Source organism: Candidatus Zixiibacteriota bacterium, assembly GCA_022865345.1.
GTDB lineage: Bacteria > Zixibacteria > MSB-5A5 > MSB-5A5 > RBG-16-43-9 > RBG-16-43-9.
The window spans coordinates 1-24,602 of record JALHSU010000134.1 but is presented as its reverse complement, the minus strand read 5'-3'; the positions used below and the strand labels follow the sequence as shown (position 1 = coordinate 24,602).

The 24,602-nt window shown below is 43.4% G+C and carries 18 protein-coding genes; 16 read left to right on the top strand and 2 right to left on the bottom strand.

Annotated features, from left to right (window positions below):
* Positions 1–21: 21 nt before the first annotated feature.
* Entirely contained in the window at positions 22–1,104 is a 1,083-nt protein-coding gene (locus tag MUP17_05935; GenBank protein MCJ7458512.1) for a hypothetical protein, read from the bottom strand.
* Between the two features lie 144 nt (positions 1,105–1,248).
* Here MUP17_05935 and MUP17_05930 point away from each other — a divergent pair, with 144 nt between their 5' ends.
* On the top strand, positions 1,249–2,970 hold the full coding sequence (locus MUP17_05930; protein ID MCJ7458511.1) for a M23 family metallopeptidase: 1,722 nt from the start codon (positions 1,249–1,251) through the stop codon (positions 2,968–2,970).
* Between the two features lie 185 nt (positions 2,971–3,155).
* Positions 3,156–3,815, top strand: coding sequence for a rhomboid family intramembrane serine protease (locus tag MUP17_05925; GenBank protein ID MCJ7458510.1), 660 nt, complete (start codon positions 3,156–3,158; stop codon positions 3,813–3,815).
* Positions 3,816–3,946: 131 nt separating this feature from the next.
* Here MUP17_05925 and MUP17_05920 read toward each other — a convergent pair whose 3' ends face one another.
* Positions 3,947–6,376 (bottom strand): C25 family cysteine peptidase, encoded by a 2,430-nt coding sequence (locus tag MUP17_05920; GenBank protein MCJ7458509.1) that lies wholly within the window; start codon positions 6,374–6,376, stop codon positions 3,947–3,949.
* Between the two features lie 461 nt (positions 6,377–6,837).
* Here MUP17_05920 and mraZ point away from each other — a divergent pair, with 461 nt between their 5' ends.
* From mraZ to ftsZ, 14 genes are all read left to right on the top strand, one after another.
* A complete protein-coding gene (gene mraZ, locus MUP17_05915; GenBank protein ID MCJ7458508.1) occupies positions 6,838–7,299 on the top strand; it encodes a division/cell wall cluster transcriptional repressor MraZ in 462 nt (153 codons plus the stop codon).
* Positions 7,265–8,212 (top strand): 16S rRNA (cytosine(1402)-N(4))-methyltransferase RsmH, encoded by a 948-nt coding sequence (gene rsmH / locus MUP17_05910; protein ID MCJ7458507.1) that lies wholly within the window; start codon positions 7,265–7,267, stop codon positions 8,210–8,212. The genes mraZ and rsmH overlap by 35 nt, the downstream gene beginning before the upstream one ends.
* Before the next feature lie 33 nt (positions 8,213–8,245).
* Positions 8,246–8,686: a cell division protein FtsL gene (gene ftsL / locus MUP17_05905; GenBank protein MCJ7458506.1), complete on the top strand. Its 441-nt coding sequence runs from the start codon at positions 8,246–8,248 to the stop codon at positions 8,684–8,686.
* Positions 8,676–10,730, top strand: a complete 2,055-nt coding sequence (locus MUP17_05900; protein MCJ7458505.1) for a transpeptidase family protein — start codon at positions 8,676–8,678, stop codon at positions 10,728–10,730. The genes ftsL and MUP17_05900 overlap by 11 nt, the downstream gene beginning before the upstream one ends.
* On the top strand, positions 10,723–12,207 hold the full coding sequence (locus MUP17_05895) for a UDP-N-acetylmuramoyl-L-alanyl-D-glutamate--2,6-diaminopimelate ligase (GenBank protein MCJ7458504.1): 1,485 nt from the start codon (positions 10,723–10,725) through the stop codon (positions 12,205–12,207). Before MUP17_05900 ends, MUP17_05895 begins: the two co-directional genes overlap by 8 nt.
* Before the next feature lie 80 nt (positions 12,208–12,287).
* The gene (locus tag MUP17_05890; GenBank protein ID MCJ7458503.1) at positions 12,288–13,703 is read left to right on the top strand and encodes a UDP-N-acetylmuramoyl-tripeptide--D-alanyl-D-alanine ligase; all 1,416 of its coding nucleotides are present in this window, start codon (positions 12,288–12,290) and stop codon (positions 13,701–13,703) included.
* 1 nt (position 13,704) lies between these two features.
* A complete protein-coding gene (gene mraY / locus MUP17_05885) occupies positions 13,705–14,793 on the top strand; it encodes a phospho-N-acetylmuramoyl-pentapeptide-transferase (protein MCJ7458502.1) in 1,089 nt (362 codons plus the stop codon).
* Positions 14,794–15,196: 403 nt separating this feature from the next.
* A complete protein-coding gene (gene murD / locus MUP17_05880; GenBank protein MCJ7458501.1) occupies positions 15,197–16,600 on the top strand; it encodes a UDP-N-acetylmuramoyl-L-alanine--D-glutamate ligase in 1,404 nt (467 codons plus the stop codon).
* The gene (gene ftsW, locus MUP17_05875) at positions 16,593–17,705 is read left to right on the top strand and encodes a putative lipid II flippase FtsW (protein ID MCJ7458500.1); all 1,113 of its coding nucleotides are present in this window, start codon (positions 16,593–16,595) and stop codon (positions 17,703–17,705) included. Before murD ends, ftsW begins: the two co-directional genes overlap by 8 nt.
* Positions 17,699–18,796, top strand: coding sequence for an undecaprenyldiphospho-muramoylpentapeptide beta-N-acetylglucosaminyltransferase (murG, locus tag MUP17_05870; protein MCJ7458499.1), 1,098 nt, complete (start codon positions 17,699–17,701; stop codon positions 18,794–18,796). Before ftsW ends, murG begins: the two co-directional genes overlap by 7 nt.
* 297 nt (positions 18,797–19,093) lie before the next feature.
* Positions 19,094–20,476: a UDP-N-acetylmuramate--L-alanine ligase gene (murC, locus tag MUP17_05865; protein MCJ7458498.1), complete on the top strand. Its 1,383-nt coding sequence runs from the start codon at positions 19,094–19,096 to the stop codon at positions 20,474–20,476.
* The gene (locus tag MUP17_05860) at positions 20,473–21,198 is read left to right on the top strand and encodes an FtsQ-type POTRA domain-containing protein (GenBank protein ID MCJ7458497.1); all 726 of its coding nucleotides are present in this window, start codon (positions 20,473–20,475) and stop codon (positions 21,196–21,198) included. Before murC ends, MUP17_05860 begins: the two co-directional genes overlap by 4 nt.
* Positions 21,199–21,255: 57 nt before the next feature.
* Complete coding sequence (gene ftsA, locus MUP17_05855) at positions 21,256–22,488, top strand: cell division protein FtsA (GenBank protein MCJ7458496.1); 1,233 nt, start codon at positions 21,256–21,258, stop codon at positions 22,486–22,488.
* A 165-nt stretch (positions 22,489–22,653) separates the two neighbouring features.
* Positions 22,654–23,802 (top strand): cell division protein FtsZ, encoded by a 1,149-nt coding sequence (gene ftsZ / locus MUP17_05850; protein ID MCJ7458495.1) that lies wholly within the window; start codon positions 22,654–22,656, stop codon positions 23,800–23,802.
* The last annotated feature ends 800 nt before the right edge of the window (positions 23,803–24,602 follow it).

Genomic DNA, 24,602 nt, shown 5'->3' with positions numbered 1-24,602 from the left:
GGTTCAAGACTACACACGCACTCACAGGGCCATGATATCCAGGCCCTGGTGAGGCTTTGGAACAGCTATCACCTTAAGAGGCTCATTTCTCTCCAGGTCAATCACCAGCACCCGACTTGAGCATACAGTCAGGTAGGCTTTTTTTCCATCAGGGGTTATCCTTATGAAAAAAGGTTTAACAGGTACCGGGTCCAGCGAATCCCTGAGTGAAGTAAGGTCAATACTGGGCAAGGGAGTATTAGTCTTAGTATCGAAAACGCCCAGTTTCTCCGTTGGTGGGGGTTCAATCGACATACAGGAGCCTCCTCCACCAGGGTCCGTCAGATAGACTGCGCTCCCGTCAGGCTTAATTCCTAATTGGCCACCTGAATTTATCTCAAGTTGAACTAACAAGCTATCCTGGGCAATATCAAAAACACAGAAATAAAATTCCCAGGTGGTGCGACCAAGGTAATACAGAATCTTGCCATCCGGAGACAACTGATAATCAAGTAACCCTGGTATTCTTCCATCCCGCAGACGAATGTTAAAAGAACGAACAAAGCATTTAGTCTGATAATTGAATACTTTCATTTCCCCCCCAACTTTACCGTAAGCTAAGGGAGCAGTTCGGTCAAAACAACCCGGTAGAAAGATGGTGCTCTCCGCATAAACCAGCTGATGCGTAGAGGCATCCAAAATCCTGAATTCCCCTTCGTACTGAAATAGATATCTTCCATCCGGTGAAATCACAGTGCTACTATTAGGCCCAATGTATTTTGTAACTTTGGTTCGGGTATCTATCTCATAATAAATAGAAGACCAAGAAGAAGACGTGGTGTCAAAGACATTAACAAGTACATATAACGTTCTTTTGTCCGGAGATAAGGCTAAATAACCAGGCCAGTTATAGGGACCAAGGGAGATTGAATCCACAAGTGAATCTGTCTGGGTCGAGATGACATAGATCAACTTTGTAATGTCTGAACTAAAGCCCCCACTTGTGTATAAGTAATAGTCTTTTATAAACTCGTAACGGACAGAATTCTTGGTGCAATTAGAATAGAAAATAAAAATAGATAAAATTATCAGGAGAGTAACTCCCCAAAAGATTTCACGCTTCATATCAACTCCTTCAGTTGATAGATTCTTTTCCTAATGATATGATTGATAAGAATTCAACCATAACTAAAGAATACCAAGTTGGTTTGTCAAGTGTTTTTTCAAAAAAAATTGACATTGCAGAATAAATCTGTTTATTGATGAAATATGAAGAAGATGATTTTCTGCCTGTTCTTGACTTTATGCTTGTTCACCCTCTCTTTTTCTCAAGAAGGATATATTTTCCCACTTAAAGAAAGCAGGGAGCTTTCTTCGATCTTTGCCGACCATAGAAACTTTCATTTTCATTCAGGTATCGATTTTAAGACCGGGGAGAAGACCGGGCTTGAGGTCTACGCTGCAAAATCCGGCTGGGTATACCGTCTTTTTGCCTCCTGGTGGGGTTATGGCAAAGCCGTTTATCTAAAACACCCGGATGGAAAACTTACCCTGTATGCTCACCTTTCAGATTTTTCGGAGAAGCTAAAGAAAATCGTGACTGATGAACAGTTGAAAAATAAAAGATATAGGGTGGATATTTTCCTCCAGGATACAATCTGGATAGAACAGCGTGAGCTGATCGGATATTCGGGTGAGACTGGAACTGGAGAGCCTCATTTTCATTTTGAAATCAGGGATGAGAAGAATAGGCCGTTAAATCCACTCACATCCGGGTTTTCAATCCCGGATACAATCCCTCCGGTCTTCACCAGCATAGGGATAAGACCTTTAAACCTGAATTCGTATGTGGATGACTCAACAAATATCATGATTTATCCTCTGCGTTTTGATTCCAAGCAACAAGTTTATTCCTCAACAGAAATCCCGATTGTGGAAAGAAATATTGGTATCGAAATCTCAGCTTATGATCAGATGGCAGAAAAAGGGAGCAGGTTTGGAGTCTACAAACTGGAGCTTTTCCTGGATAGTCTGCTGGTGTTCTCCACTCATTATGATACCGTAGATTTCGAAAGTAGCTGGAAAGTTGAGCTGGACCGTGATTTTGGGCTACTGAAGAAGAAAGAAGGAGAGTTTTATAAGCTCTATCTGGATTATGGCAATGATTTGCCTATGTATCATTCCATAAACAGAGGATTTCTCGAATTTCCGGACAGCGGACTTCATCAGCTCGTAATTTTAGCTTTTGATGCCCCTGGAAATATCTCCAGGTCAAAGCTGGTTCTGAAGGCAATTCGTCCGCGCGTATATGAGGTTTTGAAGACTGAAAATCCCAGACTTTTTATGACCATAAACCAGGACAAAATAATCACACAGAGCGAGGATGGACTGGCGAGTGTTGAGATAGACTCAGGCTCGGTTTTTAGAAAGATTGCCCTGCAGGTTAAGAAATTAGGCTTACCCAGAAATGCTAGGCTGAGAAGCTCTTTTTATTCTTTTCTGCCGTCAGATGTCCCGTTAGCCAGAAATGCAAAAATCACTATCCGATGCACGAAAGGCAAGTGTCGACTGGCAAAAACCGGACTATATGAGTTCTTTGACAGCGCATATAAATTCACAGGGCATGAAATAGATACCGCAAACAATTCGATTTCCGGAGAGGTGCGAGATCTGTCAACCTACGTGCTCTTAGAGGATAGGAAAACTCCGGAGATAAGAGAGCTTTATCCAAAACCGGGTCAAAAGATAAGCGTAAAAAAGATAATCATATCCGCAAGGGTTTCAGATGACCTATCGGGAATAGGAAATGATCAGGATATAGAGGTTTACCTGGACGGGGATTGGCAGATACCGGAGTATGACCCCGAAAAACTCATTTTAATCTGCAAACCTGTAAAGGTTTTGTCTCTTGGATGGCACAAACTGGTTATCAAGGCTCAGGACAGGATGCGAAATACCAAAATAATCAAAAGCAGGTTTAAAATAATTTAGACAGTTCAAAGGTTAAAGAGTTCAAGGGATAAAGGGTCAAAGGGAAAGAATTCGTTGGTGAGGAGACCAACTGAGAGATTAAAATTGGAGTGTAAAGCTTTAGCTTTACCCTAAGAAATGCTCCCACCTTGAGGGCAAGGCTGGAATACTGAAAAAAAGTTCAAAAGTTCAATGGAAAAAAACAAATGCTTCCGCTAAAAGACGACATACCTTCTTATAAGAAACCAATAGTAACTCCTCTGCTCATCGGGATAAATGTCCTGGTTTTCCTATATCAATTTTCCTTAGGTCCTGGAGTAGAAGGACTTGTGCTTAAATATGGTGCGATACCTTACAAGATTACACACCTTGGTAAAGTGACCCATTATGCCACTTTCCCTGTTCCTCTGACCCTTTTTACCTCCATGTTTCTTCACGGGGGTTTTCTGCATCTTTTGGGGAATATGCTTTACTTATGGATATTCGGAGACAACATGGAGGACAGATTAGGCAGATTTAAGTTCATCCTCTTATATCTGATCTCAGGTCTGGCAGCCAGCTTCTCGCATATACTGACTTCACCCAATTCTACAGTGCCAATGATCGGAGCCTCAGGAGCTATTGCCGGGGTGTTGGGGGCTTATATGGTGGCATTTCCCTATGCCAGGGTGTTGACTCTGGTCTTTTTCGGATTCTTTGCCAGGATAATAAAGATACCAGCATTTTTTGTTCTCGGATTCTGGTTTATACTGCAGTTGATATATGCTCTTCCGTCTTTAGGTGCTCAGAGCGCAGGAGGGGTTGCTTTTTTTGCTCATATAGGAGGGTTTTTAGCTGGGATTCTGTTGTTTTATATATTGAGATAAATCAGACGCGCGGTAGGGGCGAGGTTCCCTCGCCCTGTACGGAGTGAGAAAATGGTAGACCCAGAGCCTGCCCGTAGGGTTGTCCTCAACCTGGGTTGATCAATTTTGACCCACCTTGAGGGCAAGGTGGGTTACCTCACCAGACTCATCTTTTTAGTTTCCTGATAATCACCAGCCCTTAACTGATAGAAGTAAATCCCGGATGACACCAAGTTTCCCCTTTGGTCTTTTCCATCCCAGATGACCTGGTAATTTCCAGGAAGTTTTTCATCGTTCACCAGAGTCCTCACCAATTGTCCGAGGATATTGTAGATTTTCAGGGATGTGAGGAGGGGACTCCCAACGCCAGACTTCAAACTCCCAACTTTGAAGGGGATGGTGGTCGAGGGGTTAAAGGGATTAGGATAGTTAAGTCCCAGGGAGAGGTTTAGATCTAATCCTTTATCAGAATCTTTTACATCTGATTTGGCACTAAGGTTCATTTTAGCTTCAAAAGGTAAAAAGTTGTGTTTAGTAACAGTCAGGTTAACCTCACCCGGTCTTAAATTTAAAAGAGGGATGGAAGTATTGCTTTCCTGACCCGTTATACCTGTGAAAAAGAGTGTATCCTTTTGGCTTACAACTACTTTTGCATCAGGCAATGGTAATCCTTTTACTTTAACCTGCACGATAAAGATAGAATCGGATGAGAGATCATAAGGGTAATTAACTTCAAGAGAACAAGGTACTTCGGTCCAGATTTGCATCTCCGGGTCACCTAAGAGGTTATGTCCGTAATTCAAGTCCCTGTAAATTGAGTAGGCTGTTTTTGAAAAGGCTTCAGCTATTCCGATGTGATATTCATATTCAGGTTTGAAAAGATTTTTCATAAATTCTGAAGCTAACTTGTAAGAGGTAGAAACCCAGCCCCAGCGGGAATACCCTAAAAAGGCGACTGCTCCTTTATCTTTGGAGATCAGGAAACTTTTTCCTATACAGGGCGGAGTTCCTAAAGTCGGCTCAGTTTCAACATCCAGCGCGGTTTGGTCACAGGAAATCGAGTAAATGATTCCTAACTTATTGCTGTTATTCAGGTTATTCAAATGACCATTGCCATCATCGATATTGGAATCCGAATAAACACAGCTTTTGGGCCATTGGTTTATAAGATTGGAACTGGCGACAAAACCGTTTGATTTCCCGTGAGCAAATACCCCGATTATTCCCCATCCCTGATTTAGAACCTCAATACATTTTGAGCCTGAGGGATCAGTGGGGTTTTCAGCACTTCCTGAAGGAGATTCTACTAAACTCTGCAGGTCCTGGAAAAAACTCTGGTCGACCTGCTGGGAGACCAAAGTATGCTGTCCGACTGTTTCCCAGTCTCTCATCTGGTCAGAGCTTAGCCACAACGCTTTTTTGAGAAAGGAATAATCACCAGACCCCGGGTTTTTCTCGTAATTTATTATCTTCTGGACGAAAACGTCCGCTTCTTCTGGAGTTTTTACAGGTGCTCTCCCGACAAAAAGCTCAGGATACAAGTCAGGAGAATCATCAGTCGGCTCCCCATAAACCCCATCTCCATCTTTATCCCAGTCTCCATCTAAATCCGCATAATAAAGGTCGCAGATCTGCTGGTCAATAATCGGAATGGGGGAAGAGGTATTGGCATGGTAGGCGTATCTGAACGGGACTATATCTCCGTCTCCACCTAAAAGGATCCACAAAAGACCATCAGGATAAGATTGGATCAGGAAATTTCTGGTTTTTTCCTGGAGGTCTCTGCCACTACAGGAATTCATTATGCTATCAGTCGTAACGATCTTTGCCCTTAACCCTTTTTGAGTTTTCCATTCAATCAGAGGGAAAAAGGAATTCCTCAACTCTTCTGAAGTGATTATTAGATATACAGGTTGATCCGAGGCTCCGGCTTTGTATTCAGGCGTGCGGGAATATTGAGGAAGCTCTTCAGGATTGTAAAGTAAATCACCAAGAAAAGCTGCTGACAGTCTATTTTTTTCCTCTAAACCTATTTTAGGATAAACTCTTCTCGATGGAGCTTCCTTTAGAATGATGGTTAGCTTTAAGCTCTTGTTTAATAAAAGGTTCTGGGATTTCGGAAAATACTTTAAAGGATATAAAGCCAGGCTCAAAATATGATTCCCCTCTAAATAATCTGAGCTTATAATCTTATATGGTTCTTGAGGATACACCTCATCAGAGAAGTAAACTGTAGAGTCAAATACAGGTAAATCCTCGACTGGCATTCCATCGGTTTTCTCTTTTCTAAAACCAGGGCAAATAAAATAGTTTCCGAGAAGCTTCTCGTTCTCAGTCTCGCACAGAACCGTATCGACGACTTTATTCTCAGGAATTAAAAGGTTAAAAATCCTGAAAGGAAGTACAGGTTTTTCAATCTCTTCCTCGGATTCACCTTTTTTTAGCTGAATATAATCATAATTACCTTTTTTCTGAAATTGAAGCTCTTCTTCTGAGAAATTTACTTGATAGGTCGACTGTGAAAAACAAAATGAGTGTAATATCGAAAGAACTACACAACTTAAAAAGAATTTCTTAGCCAAAACTACTCCCCCTCCAGGTTTTTTAAGAAGTCTATGAGAACCTTAACTTACGAGGCTGGTCCCGCCGTGGCGGGACGCCTACGAAATGGATAAATGTGTTATTTTTCGTAGGTCGGGCACCTTGCCAGACCATGCTCCGCGACTTCATCAGAGCTTCTTTAGGATTTATCAATAAGTATATGGCAAAAGGCTTGCCATATAAAACTTCAAGCGGATGTTTTGAAGATTCTTATATTCTGTTTCAGGTGAAGAAGTTATTTTTTTCGTGATTACAAGGATTAGAATTTGAATCAAGATGTAGGGGGAAGGCTCCTATAAATAGTGGTGAGTTTCCAATACTTGGGGAATCTAAAAAAAAATTAGAATTTTTAATTTTTTCCTTGACAATAGAACAAACATAAGATAATATTAGTGGCAAGCAGTGGCAAGCAGTGGCAAACAAAACCTAAAAATAGATAAAAATGCCCCTCACCAAAAATTCCTATAATTACTCACTCGACCACAAAGGGAGAGTTAGCCTTCCAGCTAAATTCAGAAAAACTAATAGTTCAACGCTTTGCGATACTTATATGATAACGGTCGGGCTGGAAGGTTGTCTGGCAGTCTATTCTATGGATCAATGGGATAATTTCATCGGAAAACTTAAAAAACTGCGTTCAAATAAAAAGGATATAAGACGCTACTTACGAATCATTTTCTCAAATGCCACTGAATCTCAGTTAGATAAACAGGGAAGGATGAGTATCTCGCAAGAGCTTCTGGCAGACGCCAAAATAGAAAAAGAAGTGCGAATAATCAAGTTACCAGATCGGATCGAGCTCTGGAATCCAGAGTTGTTCAAGAAGTATAAGGAAGGTGGAGAAGGAGAAAAACCGATTGAGGAGATAGTTGAAGAGATCGAGGATTGGAACGATTTACCATAAACCGGCACTTAAAGAGAAAGTAATTGAATGTCTAATTACTGACAGGTCAGGAACATATGTCGATGCGACCCTGGGAACCGGAGGACATGCAGAAGCGGTTTTAGAAGAGCTGAATGAGGGAGGAAAGCTCTTAGGGATTGATAGAGATAGCGATTCTTTAAGGATTTCAAAAGAAAGACTCAGGAGGTTTGGAAAGAAGGTGGATTTTTTCAGTCAGAGTTATAGCCATCTTCCTGAGATATTAAAAAGCCTGAATTTAGAGAAGATAAGCGGGGTCCTATTTGACTTGGGTCTATCCTCTTATCAATTAGAGAATCCGGAAAGAGGTTTTAGCTACTCTATATATGGTCCACTGGATATGAGATTTGACCAGAGTGAAGGAACAATAGCGTTAGATGTCGTAAATGAATATCCAGCTGAAGAACTTACCAGGATTTTCAAAGAATATGGGGAGGAAAGGTTTTCTAAAAAGATAGCTCAGGCAATTGTCCAGAACAGGAGAATAAAAAAGATAGAAACCACCAAAGAACTCAAGGATATAGTGAAAAGCATATTAAAAACGAAGGGCGATATCAAAACTCTTTCCCGGATTTTTCAGGCTTTAAGAATTGAGGTAAATGATGAGCTTTCTGAATTAAAAAATGGGCTGGATGCCGGGATTGAAGCTTTAGCTCCGGGAGGAAGGGTCTGCGTTATCTCCTATCATTCCGTGGAAGATAGAATCGTCAAGAGTAGATTCTCTGAACTGGCTAAAGGATGCACCTGTCCACCGGATTTTCCAGTCTGCACCTGCGGAGGAAAGAAAGTGCTGAAAATCCTGACCAGGAAACCGGTTATTCCGGATGAGAAAGAGATCGAAGAAAATCCAAGAGCCAGAAGCGCAAAATTAAGGGTAGCAGAAAAGATCGGATAACCCGGTCTGAGGTGGAAGAAGCAGGGAGCTTGCTTGTCAGAATTCAAATTCTTTTACAGGCCAAAACCGCAAAAGAAGCGGATTAAAGGGTATAGCCATAAGTTTTTTTATCTGGCTCTGCTGGTGCTGATCGTTTTTTCAATCCTTTATGTCTGGCAGAGGGTTAAGGTCATAAAGCTATTAAAAGAGATACAGGAACAAAAAAAACTCCTGGCTGAAGAGGAAAAAAAATATAAATACCTCACCCTGGAGACCTCGGAACTCTCATCCTTTGAGAGAATAGAGAAAATCTCCCAGGAGAAATTAGAACTGGTCCATCCCACTGAATATCAGATTCAGCGAGTGTATGAACAGCAGCCAAAAAAGTCAAATCTTACTGCGAACCTGTGGGTCAAGCTAAAAAATTTCGGGAAAAAACTTTATCCTTTTGAAGAGAAAAGATTGCCAGCTAAAGAAATAAAACATGACCTCTAAGAAAAAATCGGAACTCAGAAGAAGAAGCACGGTTCTTTTTCTGTTAGCAGTCCTTTTCACCCTGGCGGTACTTCTGCGGGTTTTTCAGCTCCAGGTAGTCAAGAGTGCGCAAATCCAGAAACTTGCTTTACGCCAGCAGGAGGTCTGTATGAAGTTAGAAGCAAGACGCGGAGTGATCTATGACCGGAATATGAAGATTTTGGCTTTTAACCTTCCGGCTGAGTCTTTTTTCGCGGTGCCGGAAAGTGTCGCCAATAAGAGCCTGGTGGCAAACCGTTTCTCCGCTTTGTCTGAAAAAAGTGACCAGGAAATCAAAGGTTCCCTATGTCAGGATGGAAAAAGGTTTGTCTGGCTAAAAAGGAAGTGCGAAAAAGAGGAAGCTGAAAAGGTAAAAAGCTGGCGTTTAAAGGGGATATACGTGCAGGAAGAGACCAAAAGGAGTTATCCTTATTATCCTTTGGCTTGCGACCTGATAGGCTTCACGGACATAGATAATAAGGGTTCTGCTGGCGTAGAATATCAGTATAACCAGTTCCTATCCGGAAAGGACGGGAAGGGAATTTTTCAGAAGGACGCCTGGGGAAACTCATACCAGATAAGGGAGTACCCTCTGGTGGATCCACAGAGCGGAAAAAGCCTGGTGTTGACTCTGGATTTAGACCTTCAGGCTAAATTAGAAGATGAACTGAAGAACTCCATTAAACTTACCGGTTCAGAAGCTGGTTCCGGCATTCTTCTAAACCCGAGCACAGGAGAGATCCTGGCTATGGCATATATCTCAAAAGAAAATGCAGAGAACACATCTTCTGAACTGAGGCTTAAAAACAGATTAGTCTGCGACAATTTCGAGCCAGGCTCTACTTTTAAAATAATCACAGTTGCGGCCGCGCTGGAAAAAGGGATAAAAAAGCCTGAAGATTCGCTTTTTGCCGAGAAGGGTAAGTTCAAGATCGGGAAAAAGACGTTCCACGATATTCACGAATATGGCTGGCTAACTTTTAAAGACTGTGTGGTGTTATCCAGCAATATAGGTATGGCCAAGGTGGCAATGGAGGTCGGTGACGAGAACCTTTTAGATTATGCTAAGAGGTTCGGATTTGGAGAGAGAACCGGAATAGACCTACCAGGAGAGGCGAAAGGACTTTTTCCTTCCTCTGCTAAGAAATGGTCTGACATCACTACCGCAACTTTTGCCATTGGTCAGGGCGTCTCAGTTACCCCGATCCAGCTTGTATGTGCCTATGCTGCCATAGCCAATGGTGGTCTTCTTCTTAAACCTTATGTGGTGAAAGCGATTCTGGATGAGGAGGGAAAAGTTGCTCAGGAGTTCCAGCCTACCGTGCTCAGAAGAGCGTTAGAGCCAAAAACCGCTTATCTTTTAACTGAGTTCTTGAGGGGTGTGGTCACTGACGGGACAGGGAATACAGTGCAAATAGAAGGGGTAAATATAGCCGGAAAGACCGGCACCGCTGAGAAGCCTAAAGTCGGAGAAAGAGGTTACCAGAAGGGTAAATATATCGCTTCATTTGTAGGTTTTTTCCCGGCAGAAAATCCTCAGATGGTCGGGTTTATCATGCTGGACTCGCCTAAAGGGATGCATTATGGAGGCCAGACAGCAGGTCCGGCTTTCAAGAGAGTGACTGAGAAAATAATCCCATCTGAAAATCTACTGGTGAAAAATAAAATTGAAAAGCCACAGGTTTCCTTTTCAGTTGCCTCCAGGGAACAGGATTCAGAAAGACAAAAATCAGCCGTTCAAGCAGCAACACTTCATAAGGTACGGCTGAATGAGCAGGATGTTACTTCTCTAAAGGGGAAGATAGATTCTGGCAGTGAGATAAAGGATTTGAAACTGTTGCAGGACCGGAAAATCATGCCGGATTTAACTGGCTCCACGGTAAGGGAAGCTGTCAAGCTCTTAAGCTCTTATTCAATTACAGTAAAGCTGCAGGGTTCGGGCAAAGTGATAAAGCAGGCTCCCTTGCCTGGAACGAAACTTACAGGTGGGGAAACCTGTTTTCTGGAGTGCAGATCAGATGACTAAACTGAAGAAACTTCTGGAGGTGCTTCCGGAGAAGGAGATTTACGGAGACATCGATTGTAACATAAATAAATTAGAATATGATTCAAGAAAGATAGAAAAAGACGACCTTTTTTTCGCCATGTCCGGATTTGAGCAGGATGGGCACAAATATATAAACTCCGCTATCCAGAAAGGGGCTGTTGCCTGCGTCTTAGAAAAAAAAGGCGACTACCCTTTAAAGGCTCAGATAAAAGTGAAAGACTCAAGAGAAGCCCTGTCGCTAATTTCTGCTTTGTACTATGATTATACCTCCTCTAAGCTGAAAGTAGTTGGAGTAACCGGAACCAACGGCAAGACCACCATCACCTACATGCTTAAATCTATCTGGGAAAAAGATGCAGAGAAAACAGGTTTAATCGGGACTATAGCTTACCATATAGGTGATAAAAAAATCCCGGCTGCAAATACCACCCCGGAATCACTTGATTTGCAGAGGATGTTTTACGAGATGCTCAAGCAAAAGGTTACTTCTGTGGCGATGGAGGTCTCTTCTCATTCCTTAGTCCTGAACAGAGTTAAGATGGTGGATTTCGACGTGGCGGTCTTCACCAACCTGAATCCGGAACACTTAGATTTTCACAAGGATATGAAATCTTACAGGGAGGCTAAAGGGATTCTATTCCAGAATCTTAAAGATGACAGTTATGCGGTGATCAATCTGGATGATCCGGAATGGGAATACTTCTATAATGTCAGCAAAGGGGTAAGATTGACATACTCATTGAAAAACAAAGAAGCAGATTTCTATGTAAAGACCTGTTCCCAGACTGATTCAGGGTTCAAATTAGAACTGGTTACCCCGGGAGGTGATCTGGATATAAACTTGAAGGTCTTAGGCGATGTGAATATCTACAATGCCTTAGCCGCCGTTGCCTCCGCTTTTGTTACCGGAACGAGTCTTTCAAAAATCAAGACAGGTTTAGAGAGTTTCTCCGGAGTTCCGGGTAGACTAGAGCAAATAGAGTCAGGTCAGAATTTCAAGGTGATAATCGACTATGCTCATACTCCTTTTGCCTTTGAGAACCTACTCCTAACAGTTAGAAAAATGACAAAGGGAAAGATAGTCTTCTTATTCGGATGCGGGGGTGACAGGGACAGGACAAAAAGAGAAATTATGGGCAGGATTTCAAGTAATCTGGCAGATTTTGTGATGCTTACCACGGATAATCCGAGGAGCGAAGATCCGAAGGAAATAATCGCAGAGATACTAAAAGGGGTTTCTGATAGATCAAAAGTGGAAGTAATCCTGGATCGGAAAGAGGCAATTATCTCTGCCCTGAGAAGAGCAAAAGAAAACGACACCATCGTTTTAGCAGGTAAAGGGCATGAGGATTATCAGATAATTGGTAAAGAGAAGCTCCATTTCAGCGAGCGAGAGATTGTAGAAGATGAGTTAAAGAAATCAGGTCGGGTGCAATCGTGTTCCAAGCCACTTTAGTGGCGTAACCTCACCCTCTCCTTACGAAGGAGAGGAAAAAAGAACCTGACTAAAGTCAGTCTGAACAAAAAGATAGATTTATGATAGAAATAAGATATAAAGAGCTTTTAGACATAGTTAAAGGGAAACCATTTCCTGAAGGACCCTTTGCGGATTTCCGGATTAAAGGGTTGTCTATTGATTCCAGAACGATCGAGCCCCAGAATCTCTTCATCGCCATAAAAGGTGAGAAGTATGACGGACACGACTTCATAAAACAGGCCCTGGATAAAGGGGCATCCTGTGTAATCATTTCAGAAGACAAATTAACAGATAGAGAAATTCCCTACATATCTTCCACCTCAGGGAAAAGGGCGGTTCTGGTTAAAGATACCAGAACTGCCCTGCAAGAGATTGCAAAATGGTACCGGGATAAATTTAATGTCAAAGTAGTGGCTATCACCGGCACAAATGGTAAAACCACTACCAAAGAGATGATAGCAGAGGTTCTTTCGAAAAAGTATAAAGTCCTCCGTTCAGAAAAAAGCTTCAATAATCAGGTGGGGGTTCCTTTGACTCTGCTTAAGATTACTTCTGAGACTGAAGTGTTGGTCCTGGAATTGGGGATGAACCAGCCAGGAGAGATAGGAATTTTGACCAGAATGGCAAATCCTGACACGGGACTGATCACCAATATAGGTCCAGCTCATTTAGAGTTTATGGGAAGCTTAGAAAAAATTGCTCAGGCTAAATTTGAGCTTTTAGAGAATATGGATGAAAAAGGAAAGATAGTCCTGAATGCAGATGACCCCTGGCTTTCAAAAAGAGTTAAAATTGAGAAAAGAAAAGTCTACACTTTCGGCCTGGAAAAAGAAGCTGATTTCGTAGCGAAAAACATAATTCAAAACGGAAATGGATTTTTCTCGTTTTCTGTAAATAATTCATTTCCAATTACTATTAAGCTCTTAGGGAAACATAATGTTTATAATGCCTTAGCCGCATTTTCGGCAGCATCGATCCTCAAGATAGAGGGGGAAAAAATTAAAGAAGCTCTGGAAAATTATACTCCTTTTGAGTTAAGAATGGAACTGTCTGAAGTAGATGGTATAAAAATCTTAAACGATTCCTATAATGCTAACCCTACTTCAATGGGGATGGCTTTAGAAACCCTTAAAGGGATGAAGACTTCTGGAAATAAAGTGGCAGTTTTAGGGGATATGTTAGAGTTAGGCGAAAAATCTTTGGAATTTCACAAAACAATTGGTGAAAAAGTCAAGGAATGTGAAGTAGATTACCTTTTTACCTTTGGAGGGCTCTCCTCAGGAATTGCCCAAGGGGCCAAAGATAAAGGTTTTGAGAAAAAAAATATATTCTCGTTTCAAGATAAAAAATCTCTCCTGGAAAAGCTTCTGGAGATTTTGAAACCCGGGGATGTGGTCCTTTTCAAAGGCTCAAGGAAAATAGGCTTGGAAGCAGTCGTGGATGGTTTGAAAAAACTTTATCCGGTCAAAAGCTAAAATGCTCTATCATTTGTTATATCCCTTAAGCAAGCATATAAGTTTTTTTAACCTGTTTAAATATATAACTTTCCGCAGCGCTTATGCTACAGTCACTGCTCTTTTGATAAGTCTGATTCTGGGACCCTACTTCATTCGCAAACTCAGGGAAAAACAGGTGAAGGAAAAGATAAGGGCAGAGGGGCCAGCAACCCATCTGACGAAGGAGGGGACGCCAACTATGGGCGGACTGATAATCCTTTTCTCAGTTTTGCTGCCCACTGCCCTTTGGGCTGATCTGAGCAACCGGTATATACAGCTGATTCTTCTGGCAACTGCCTGGACCGGTGCGATCGGGTTCATGGATGATTATCTCAAAGCCATAAAACACCAGCGCAAAGGACTGGTTGGCAGGAAAAAATTAATAGGACAGGTGAGTCTGGGCTTAATCATAGGAGCGCTCCTTTATTTTTTTCCGCCCTCGCGCAATTTTGATACTGCCACTGAGATACCTTTTCTCAAAAGCTACTTCCTGGACTTCGGGATTTTATACATTCCATTTGTGATGCTGGTCCTGACTGGCTCATCCAATGCGGTCAATTTGACTGATGGGCTGGATGGATTAGCCATAGGCTTGGCCGGGCTATGCGCAATCGCCTTTGCTGGTATAGCCTATGTTACAGGAAGGACGGATTTTTCCAGATATTTAGGCATTACTTATTTAGAAGGGGCTGGTGAGTTAACTATTTTCTGCGGGACTTTAATAGGAGCGGCATTAGGTTTCTTATGGTTCAACTCCTATCCAGCAAAGGTCTTTATGGGGGATACCGGAGCTTTAGCTTTGGGAAGCTCCTTAGGTTTGTTGGCTGTTCTGGTAAAAAAAGAGCTGCTCCTGGTGATAGTCGGCGGAGTTTTTGTGGCTGAGGCGCTTTCAGTTATGCTCCAGGTGGTCTATTTCAAGTGCAGTAAAGGCAAAAGGATTTTCAAGATGGCACCTCTGCATCATCATTTTGAGCTTTCCGGCTGGCAGGAGCCGAAAGTGGTGGTCAGATTCTGGATAGCAGGAGCGATATTTGCGCTTTTGACGTTAAGTACTCTAAAGATAAGATAAAAAAGTTCAAAAGTTCAAAGGAAAAACAAATTTAGTTCAAAGCCACTTCAGTGGCGTAAGAAAAGACCCGACTAAAGTCGGTTAGAACATACAAAAGGTGTGTATGTCAAGGCCTTGCTCTCTGTTGGTGTCCTCACCAACGGAGCCTCGTTGGTCAGGAGACCAACGAGCAGCGGTAAAAAATTATGCTGTCATTGCGAGCCCTCATAGGGGGCGAAGCAATCCCCTATACTGTGAAGATTGCTTTGTCGTCCTACGGACTCCTCGCAATGACAGGTGGTAGGGCAAGACTTCAGCCTTGCGAGATAGAAGACAAACAAACCTGAAGGTCCAAGGTGGATCTTGAGATTTGCCCTACGAAAAAAATAAAAGATTCGAGGACTAAAGGGTTTGAGGGGAAAAATTGAGAGCGCTTTGTTCGGATGAGGTATGCGTGAGAGTGGATCGGATTAGAGGGAAAAAAATCTCTGTTTTCGGGATGGCTCGGTCTGGTATGGCTCTGGCTAAGGTTTTGAAGAGCCTGGGTGCTTCTGTTTTCTTGACAGAAAAGAAGGATAAGGAAAGCTTATCTTCAGAGATTACAGAATTGAAAAACTCAGAAATAGACTATGAGACCGGAGGACACACGAAAGAATCCATTGAACATAAGGACTATCTGATCATAAGTCCGGGTATACCCTCTGATCTACCGGTCTTGATTGAAGCTCAGAACAAAGGAATACCGATTTTCTCGGAAATGGAGGTAGCCTACTGGCTTTGCGAAGCTCAGATCATAGGTATTACCGGTTCAAACGGCAAGACAACCACTACTACTCTTGTGGGTGAGATATTAAAAGAGGATGGAAGGGAGGTAAAAGTGGCGGGAAATATCGGTGTTCCGTTCTCAAGTGTGGTGCAGGAGGTTTCCAGCAAAGGTATAATCGTTCTGGAGGTCTCCAGTTTTCAATTGGAGAAAATCGAGGAGTTCAAGCCGAAGGTCTCGGCAATTTTGAACATCACCCCTGACCATCTTGACCGTTACCCTGATATGAAAAGCTATACTGATGCCAAGTTGAGGATTTTCGAGAATCAGACCGAGGATGATTTTGTCGTTTTAAACTGGGATGATCCGATAACCTCAAACCTGGCACCTCTGTCCCGGGCAAAAAGCCTGTTTTTCAGCACTAAAAGCGAATTGAAGGTTGGCTCCTACGTCAGAAATGGAAACTTAGTGTTTCAGCTCAATGGTAAAGCTGAAGAGATAATCCCGTTAGAAGAGATAAGGATCAAGGGGCCACATAATCTGTCCAATGCCTGCGCTGCCTGTGCCATCAGTGCTGTCTTAGGCGTGAAAAAAGATTCAATGGAAAAAACCCTGAGAAGTTTCAAAGGGGTCGAACACCGGTTAGAAGAAGTTGCCATAATCGACCAGGTAAGATTCGTTAATGATTCCAAAGCCACCAATGTTGATTCTGTTTTCTATGCCCTGCAGAGCATAAAAGAGCCGGTTTTTCTCATCGCCGGAGGTAAGGATAAAGGCGGAGATTTTACGAAATTGAGGGGGTTAGTCAAATCGAAGGTTAAAGGACTAATCCTTTTAGGCCAGGCAAAAGAGAAAATAAAAAATGCCTTAGGTGAGCTGGTGCCTACATGCATAGTCGAGTCTATGCAGGAAGCAGTAGAATTAGGGTTCAAAAAAGCGGATAAGGGTGACTGCGTTTTGCTTTCCCCTGCCTGCGCCAGTTTCGATATGTTCAAAGATTATGAGCACCGAGGAAGGGTTTTTAAAGAAGCGGTCCTGAATCTAAAGGGGAAAAGAGATGACTGACCGGTCCAAGCCTGATTTCATGTTGATTGCTATCGTTCTAATCCTGGTTTTCCTGGGAATGATAATGATCTATTCTGCCTCCGCCATACTGGCTGATTTCAAAATGAAGAAGGACTCATCCTTTTTTCTAATCAGACAGCTCTCCTGGCTTATTGTCTCCTCTGTGGGTTTATTCCTGTTAATGAAGACAGATTACCATCGCCTTAAAAAGATATCGTATGTTTGTCTTTTTCTATCGGCGATTTTTCTGGTCCTGGTGTTGTTCTTGGACCCGACCAAAGGGGTAAAAAGATGGATTCGGATTGGCCCTATCGGGTTTCAGCCCAGCGAATTTTTCAGGTATTCTTTTATCCTATTTATGTCGTTTACCCTGGTTAAAAAAGGCGAGAAGATAAAACAGTTCAAACATCTGCTCCTGCCTTACCTGGTGGTTTTAGGAGTGTCAGGTCTGCTTCTCTTGAAAGAGCCTCACCTGGGAGGGCTTTTTACCCTGGTTTTAAGTTCCCTGGTTCTGCTTTATCTATCTGGAGTAAAATTGCGTTATCTGTTATTCATCACTGTTCCCGTTATAGTCATCGGGCTTTTATTTGTGTTTTTAACCGGGTACGAAAAAGACAGGATAATAGATTATGCTAAAGCCCTTAATGACCCGTTACAGGGAAGTTATCAGCTCAAACAATCGGTTTTGTCTATGGGTAATGGCGGATTAACCGGCGTAGGGTTAGGTCAGGGCAGGCAGAAACTTTTCTTTCTGCCGGAACCTCATACTGATTTCATCCTGGCTACAATCGGTGAAGAGGGAGGTTTTTTCTGGGTAGCAGGCATTTTAATCCTATTTTTTCTTTTAGCCTGGAGAGGTATTCAGATTTCCCAGAGAGCGCCGGACCTGTTAGGTTATTACCTTGCTTTTGGGCTTACCTTTACCATCTTCATAAATTTTCTCATAAATTCAAGCGTGGTTTTAGGACTACTTCCAACCACGGGAATACCGATGCCTTTTTTAAGTTATGGAGGAACTTCTCTTTTTTTCAATCTGGCAGGTGTGGGGATAATCCTGAATATCTCCAGACAAAGGGATTTTAAGATACACAGGAGGTTATGCTAAAAGTGATTTTAGCTGGAGGAGGAACCGGAGGGCATATCTACCCGGCGATTGCTATTGCCAATGAGTTCAAATACCGGTTTCCGGACTCGGAGATACTTTTCATCGGCACGAGGAAAGGATTGGAAAAGGAATTGGTTCCAAGAAATAATTTCAATTTGGAGTTCATCTCCGCTAAAGGATTAGCCCGCAGTCTGAGAAAAGAGCTTTTCTTTTTGCCTTTCTACATACTGAAAAGTTTTCTGGAATCAAGAACGGTTTTGAGAAAGTATCAACCTGACATTGTGGTTGGTACCGGAGGTTATGTAAGCCTGCCTGTTCTTTTAATGGCGAGCTTGCTGGGAAAGAAAACGCTAATTCAGGAACAAAATTCTTATCCGGGCATATCTACCAGGATTTTGTCCTTATTTACCAACCGGGTTTGTCTTTCATACCAAGATTCGACCAGGTACTTTCCTTTGAAGGGAAAGTTGAGGGTATTAGGTAATCCTATCAGAAAAGAGATCATCTCCGGGAACAGGGAAGAAGGACTAAGAAAGTTCAATCTGAACCCGGACAAGAAAACAGTCTTCATCTTGGGTGGCAGTCAGGGTTCAAGAAGGATAAATCAAGCCATAAGGGAAGGGATTAGTTATCTGGAACAGGCTGGAGATATTCAGATTCTCTGGCAGACAGGAAGTAAGGATTTTGAGGAGATCAGAGATTTTATGAAAGGTGTAAACTTAAACGCAACAATACTTCCTTTTATCCAGGATATGAGCTCAGCTTATGCCGTTGCTGATTTGCTGGTTTGTAGGTCTGGTGCTCTGACTTTAGCTGAGGTGACCGCCTGCGGCAAACCCTCGATTCTTATCCCTTATCCTTTTGCCACAGCAGACCATCAGAGATATAATGCTATGTCCTTAAAAGAAAAAGGTGCGGCTGAAGTGATATTAGAAAAGGAGCTAAAAGGTGAGAATCTGGCAATTCTGATTGTGGGGCTCTTGAAGGATGAAAACAGATTGAAAGAGATGTCGAGAAATGCAAAAATTTTAGCTAAACCAATGGCAGCTTCTCAAATTGTGGATGAGATGGAGGAACTCTTAAAGAAATAGTCGTAGGGGCGGAGCTTGCCTCCACCCGCACACCTTAGGGCGGAGATGAGCTCCGCCCCTACGCGGGCTAAGTAAAGGAAAATGGAAGACTGAAAAAGGAAGATAATAAGAAATAACAAACGTCGTTGCGAGTTCCCGAAAGGGCGAAGCAATCCGTTTACTTAGTTCAGATTGCTTCGTCGTCCGTGCGGACTCCTCGCAATGACTGATGAAAGTGCTCTCCGTTGGTGTTCTCACCAACGGAGCCTCGTTGGTCAGGAGACCCAACGAGGAACTAAGAAGAAGTGAAATATGATGATGCAATTCAAAAAGGTAAAAAAGCTTCATTTTGTGGGGATAGGCGGGACCGGGATGTGCGGCATTGCCGAGATCCTCTGGAATTTAGGATATTCAATTTCCGGGTCAGACATAAGAAGCTCTGAATCAACTGAAAGGTTGAGAAAATTAGGCATTAAGATCTTCCTGGAGCATAAGAGGGAGAATGTCGCAGGAGCGGATGTTGTGGTCATCTCCTCAGCAGTCAAAGATACGAATCCAGAAGTAGTTTTAGCCAAGGAGAACAAAATCCCGGTGATAAGAAGATCGGAGATGTTGGGCGAGCTGATGCGGATGAAATTCGGCATCGGTGTAGCAGGGACTCACGGAAAGACAACTACCACCTCGATGATAGGCCAGATTTTAACAGAAGCTGGATTAGACCCGACCATTATCGTGGGTGGGAGGGTCACAAACTTAGGGAGCAATGCCAAATTAGGTCAGGGTGAATACCTGGTAGCTGAGGCAGACGAGTTCGATCGCTCGTTTTTGCGCCTTACACCTACGATTGCTGTGGTCACTACCTTAGAAGCTGAGCATCTGGATTATTACAAGGATTTAGAGGAGATAAAATCGGTTTTCACAGAATTCGTCAATAAAGTTCCCTTTTATGGAAGCGTGATTTTGTGCCTGGATGAGGCGACCATTCAGGAGATAATGCCCAGGATAGAAAGGCCTATAATCACTTACGGGCTGGTTCCCCAGGCTGACCTGGTAGCTCATTCATTCATGCTCAAAGAAAATGGCAGCCGTTTCAAGGTAAGGCATAAGGACAAAGATTTAGGAGAAGTCTCCCTGTTTGTTCCCGGAATCCATAATGTCAAAAACTCTTTAGCTGCAATCTGTGTGGCATTGGAACTTGAGATACCCTTTGACAAGATGAAAAAAGCCCTATCAGAATTCAAAGGAGTTAGCAGGAGATTCGAAATCAAAGGGATTATAAACGGGGTGATGGTTGTAGATGACTATGCACACCATCCCACAGAGATAAGAGCTACATTGAAAGCTGCAAGGGATGGATGGTCAAGAAGGACCATAGCTGTCTTCCAGCCTCATCTTTATTCCCGCACCAGGGATTTCTATAAAGAGTTTGGCAAATCTTTTTTCGACTCGGACATATTGATCGTAACAGATGTCTATCCAGCCAGGGAAGAGCCTATCCCAGGGATAACCGGTGAGCTTGTTGCTTCACAGGCGAGAGAATACGGGCATAAGGAGGTTTTCTATATACCGGAGAAAGAGAAGACAATCCCCTTCCTTAAAAAAATCTTAAAATCAGGGGATATGGTGATAACCTTAGGGGCAGGAGACATATTCAAGGTGGGTGAGAATCTGCTCTTATCCTTAAAAGAGGGGGAGAGGTGAAAAAAGCAGCAATCGCAGGAGTTCTGGTGCTGCTCTTTCTCTGGCTGAGAGGGGTTGAGCTTTTTTTCACCGAGTCAACTCTTTTCGGTCTGAAAAACCTGGACATAACTGGAAACGAAGGTTTAAGCCAGGATGAGGTGCTCAAGTTGGCGAATTTGAGATTGAAGCAGAACATTTTCAAAATCGACTTAGGGGATATCGAAAGGAAGATAGAAAAAGATCAGAGGGTGAAATCCGTTGAGACTTACAGGATCCTTCCAGATAAAATCGCCATAAGGATAGAGGAGAAAAAACCTGATTTAATCTTAAACCTTTCGCCCCAGCTGTGCGGCCTATCATTGGAGGGGGAGATCATCCCATTAAGAGAAGGGGAAGCCTATGATTTGCCAATTGTTAACGGGATAAAATCCAGAAGCTTTAAACCTTACAGCAGAGCAGAGGAGCCAAAAATCGAGGAAGCCTTAGCCTTTTATAAAGCAGTAAGGGAAAAACTACCCGAGTTTCTGGATCAAATTTCAGAGATAGATTTAGAGGATAAGGATAATTTAGTAGTCATTCTAGTGAAAAGCGGCGCCAGGATCTTTTTCGGGACAGGAGATTTTCAAAAAAAAATCGAAAGATTCGTCTGGTTAGAAAAAGCATTAGTAGTTGAGGAATGCTCATGCCTTGATTTCAGATTCAAGGACCAGGTAATTTTTAAAGAAGCAAGGAAAAGCCTCTAAAAAGAAGCCTTTATACTGCCGTTCAGGCGGTATAAAAGCTTGCAGGGGAGATAAGCTATGGGAAAAGATAACGTGGTTGTAGGTTTAGATATAGGCACGACCAAGATAGGCGCAGTGATCGGGGAAGTAGACGAAGAAGGAAAGGTGAAGATCATCGGGTTAGGAACAGCCCCGGCAGAAGGATTGAAGCGGGGGGTGGTGGTGAATTTGGAGCAGACTGTTAACTCGATAATCAAAGCGGTCCAGGACGCGGAGCTTATGGCAGGGGTGAAAGCTGAATCGATTTATGCTGGCATAGCCGGCGACCATATCCGCAGCATCAACAGCCGCGGGGTTATAGCTGTAACCCGTCAGGACCATGAGATCACCCAGTCTGAAATTGAAAGAGCAATTGAGGCTGCCAAAACTGTTGCTATCCCGATGGACCGGGAGATAATTCATGTGCTTCCCCAGGAGTTCACCGTGGATGACCAGTCCGGTATTAAAGACCCCAGAGGAATGGGAGGAACGAGATTGGAAGTAGAGGTTCACATAGTCACCGGCTCAGTCACCTCGACCCAAAATATCCACCGCAGTGTGAAACGGGCAGGGTATGAGCTTTTAGATTTAGTCTTAGAACCCCTGGCAGAAAGCCAGGCTCTACTTACGCCAGAGGAGATAGAGTCGGGAGTTGTCCTGATTGATATAGGTGGAGGAACTACTAATCTGGCAATTTTCTACGATGGTTGCATAAGGCACACTGCAGTCATAAGCTTAGGCGGGAGGAACGTGACTAACGATTTAGCCATAGGTTTGAGAACTCCAGTCGAGCAGGCTGAAGAACTGAAAAAAAATTACGGCTGTGCCTTGGCTTCCTTGGCTGATCCTGAGGAGATGATAAAAGTTCCTGGAGTGGGTGCAAGAGAGCCAAGGGAAGTTTCCCGAAGCATATTAGCCGCTATAATCGAGCCACGGATGGAGGAGATTTTCAGTCTGGCTTTGAGAGAGCTGAAGAAGACAAGTTTCTCAGATATTTTGGCAACCGGGGTTGTGCTGACTGGTGGAGGCTCTCTTTTAGAAGGGACAGAGGATTTAGCTGAGCAGGTTTTTGATATGCCGGTAAAAAAGGGCGAAGTTAAAGGGGTGAGCGGTCTTTTAGACATAGCGGTTAATCCGGTGAATACCACAGGAATCGGGTTGGTTCTTTACGGGCTAAGAAATTACCAGGGGAAATTCAGAAAGGGAGCTAATGGAAGGCTTTTCAACCGGGTCGCTCAGAGGGTAAAAAACTTTTTTGGAGAATATTTATAAAGAGATCTTTGAAAAGCTCATGTGTGCGGGGCTGGTCCCGCCTACGAGAATTGATGAAATATAAGTTCACGGTCTTCGTAGGTCGGGCACCTTGCCCGGCCAGGCTCGTTCACTTTGGCAGGAATGATAAAGAAATATAAAATCTCTTAAGACAGGAGGTCAGTTATGTTCTTCGAGTTAGACATAGGGGCTCAGGAATATGCGCGGATGAAAGTGGTGGGCGTGGGAGGTGCGGGCGGTAACGCAATTAACCGGATGATAGATGCATCATTATCCGGGGTGGAGTTTATCTCGGTCAACACAGATGCCCAGGCTCTGGATAACTCCCGCTCGGTCCAGAAAATCCAAATCGGAGCCAAGCTGACCAAAGGTCTGGGAGCAGGCTCCAATCCGGAGATCGGCAGGAGGGCAATTGAAGAGGACAGGGAGCTGGTAGCAGAGGCATTAGCTGGTACGGATATGGTCTTCATCACCGCAGGGATGGGTGGAGGAACCGGTACTGGTGCAGCACCCATAATTGCGGAGATCGCTAAAGAATTAGGTGCTTTGACCATTGCAGTGGTAACCAAGCCGTTTGATTTCGAGGGAAAGAAAAGAATGGCAAAAGCCCTGCAGGGGATTGAGGAGCTGAAGCAGAGGGTTGACACCTTGATTATTATACCGAATCAGAAACTTCTCTCTGTGGTGCAGAAGGAGACCACGCTTTTAGAGGCTTTCAGGTTTGCAGACGAGGTTTTGCTTCAAGCCACCAAAGGGATCTCAGACTTAATCACCGTGCCCGGTCTGATCAATTTGGATTTCGCAGACGTGAAAACGATCATGTCGGAGATGGGTGATGCACTTATGGGAACCGGCTATGCATCCGGGGAAAACAGGGCTAAAGAGGCAGCTCAGAAAGCTATCGCCAGTCCGCTCCTGGAAAATGTCTCCATCTCCGGAGCAAAAGGTGTTCTGGTGAACGTGACCGGAGGTCCGCAGATGACCCTGTTTGAGGTGAACGAAGCTTCCTCAGTCGTAGTAGAGGCAGCTGGAGCTGAAGCAAATATCATCTGGGGAGCAGTTATCGATGAGTTCTTAAGAGACGAGATCAGGGTGACGGTGATTGCGACCGGTTTCGGAAGTTCAGCCCTGAAAAAAGAGCCGGAATCAGAACACGACCTGTTTTCCTCGCGCAAGCTGGTCTTTGAGAAACCGCGTCCGCTTAAAAAAGAGAGCACAACCCAGCAGATCCTTGTGCCTAAAAACAGGGATGCGGCTTTTTCCCAGGATGACCTGGAGATACCAGCTTATCTCAGGAAACAGGAAGGGAGATAGAAGAGAGTTTGGAGTTTGTTCGTTTGGAGTTTGAGACAAGACAAGTAGGGACAGGGCTTGTCCCTGTCCGATACGTAGGGCAAGGCCATCAAGGTCTTGTCCACAGGATCCTGGTGAAGACTTCAGCCTTACGAAAAAGAAAAGGAGCAACTCTGAAGGGCTGCCCTACGAAAAACTTGGTAGATCCATGTTGTCTCCTACGTGGGGAACTCGGTAGCCCTAGGTTGCCCTCAACCTAGGTAAGAGGATTGACCTTCTGTCTATGTTTTATATTGTAGGGGCGTTCAAATGAACGCCCCTGTTTGTTCTTAAATATCTCCCGAACATCCAAAATAAAACAAAACGTCGGATATGAAACCCGACGCTACAAAAAACCGAGGGGCGAGGTTTCCTCGTCCCTACAAATTGGTAAACCCACAGCTTGCCCGTATGGGTTGCCCTCAACGTGGGTTTAACTTATGAATAAAAGTAGTTGATTTCTGATAATTTTTTATTTATATATTGAAGCATCCGTAAATAGAATAAGTTTGCGGTGGAAGTTTCTTGTTCTTAGCGAAGAAATTCAAATAAGGTTTAAGGGTTTTTTAAAATCAAGTTCGAATTTGCTCTTTGTAAAATTAGCGATATTTTTTGGAGTTGTAGGGATGGGTCGGTTAAACTCTTAAACTTGTAGACTCCTAAACCTTGAGTTAGGTGTTGTGGGGTTGAGTGGTCTCCAAACTCCAAACAAACAAACTCCAAACTGTATTTCCCGGAGAGGTGGCCGAGATGGCTGAAGGCAGCTGCCTGCTAAGCAGTTG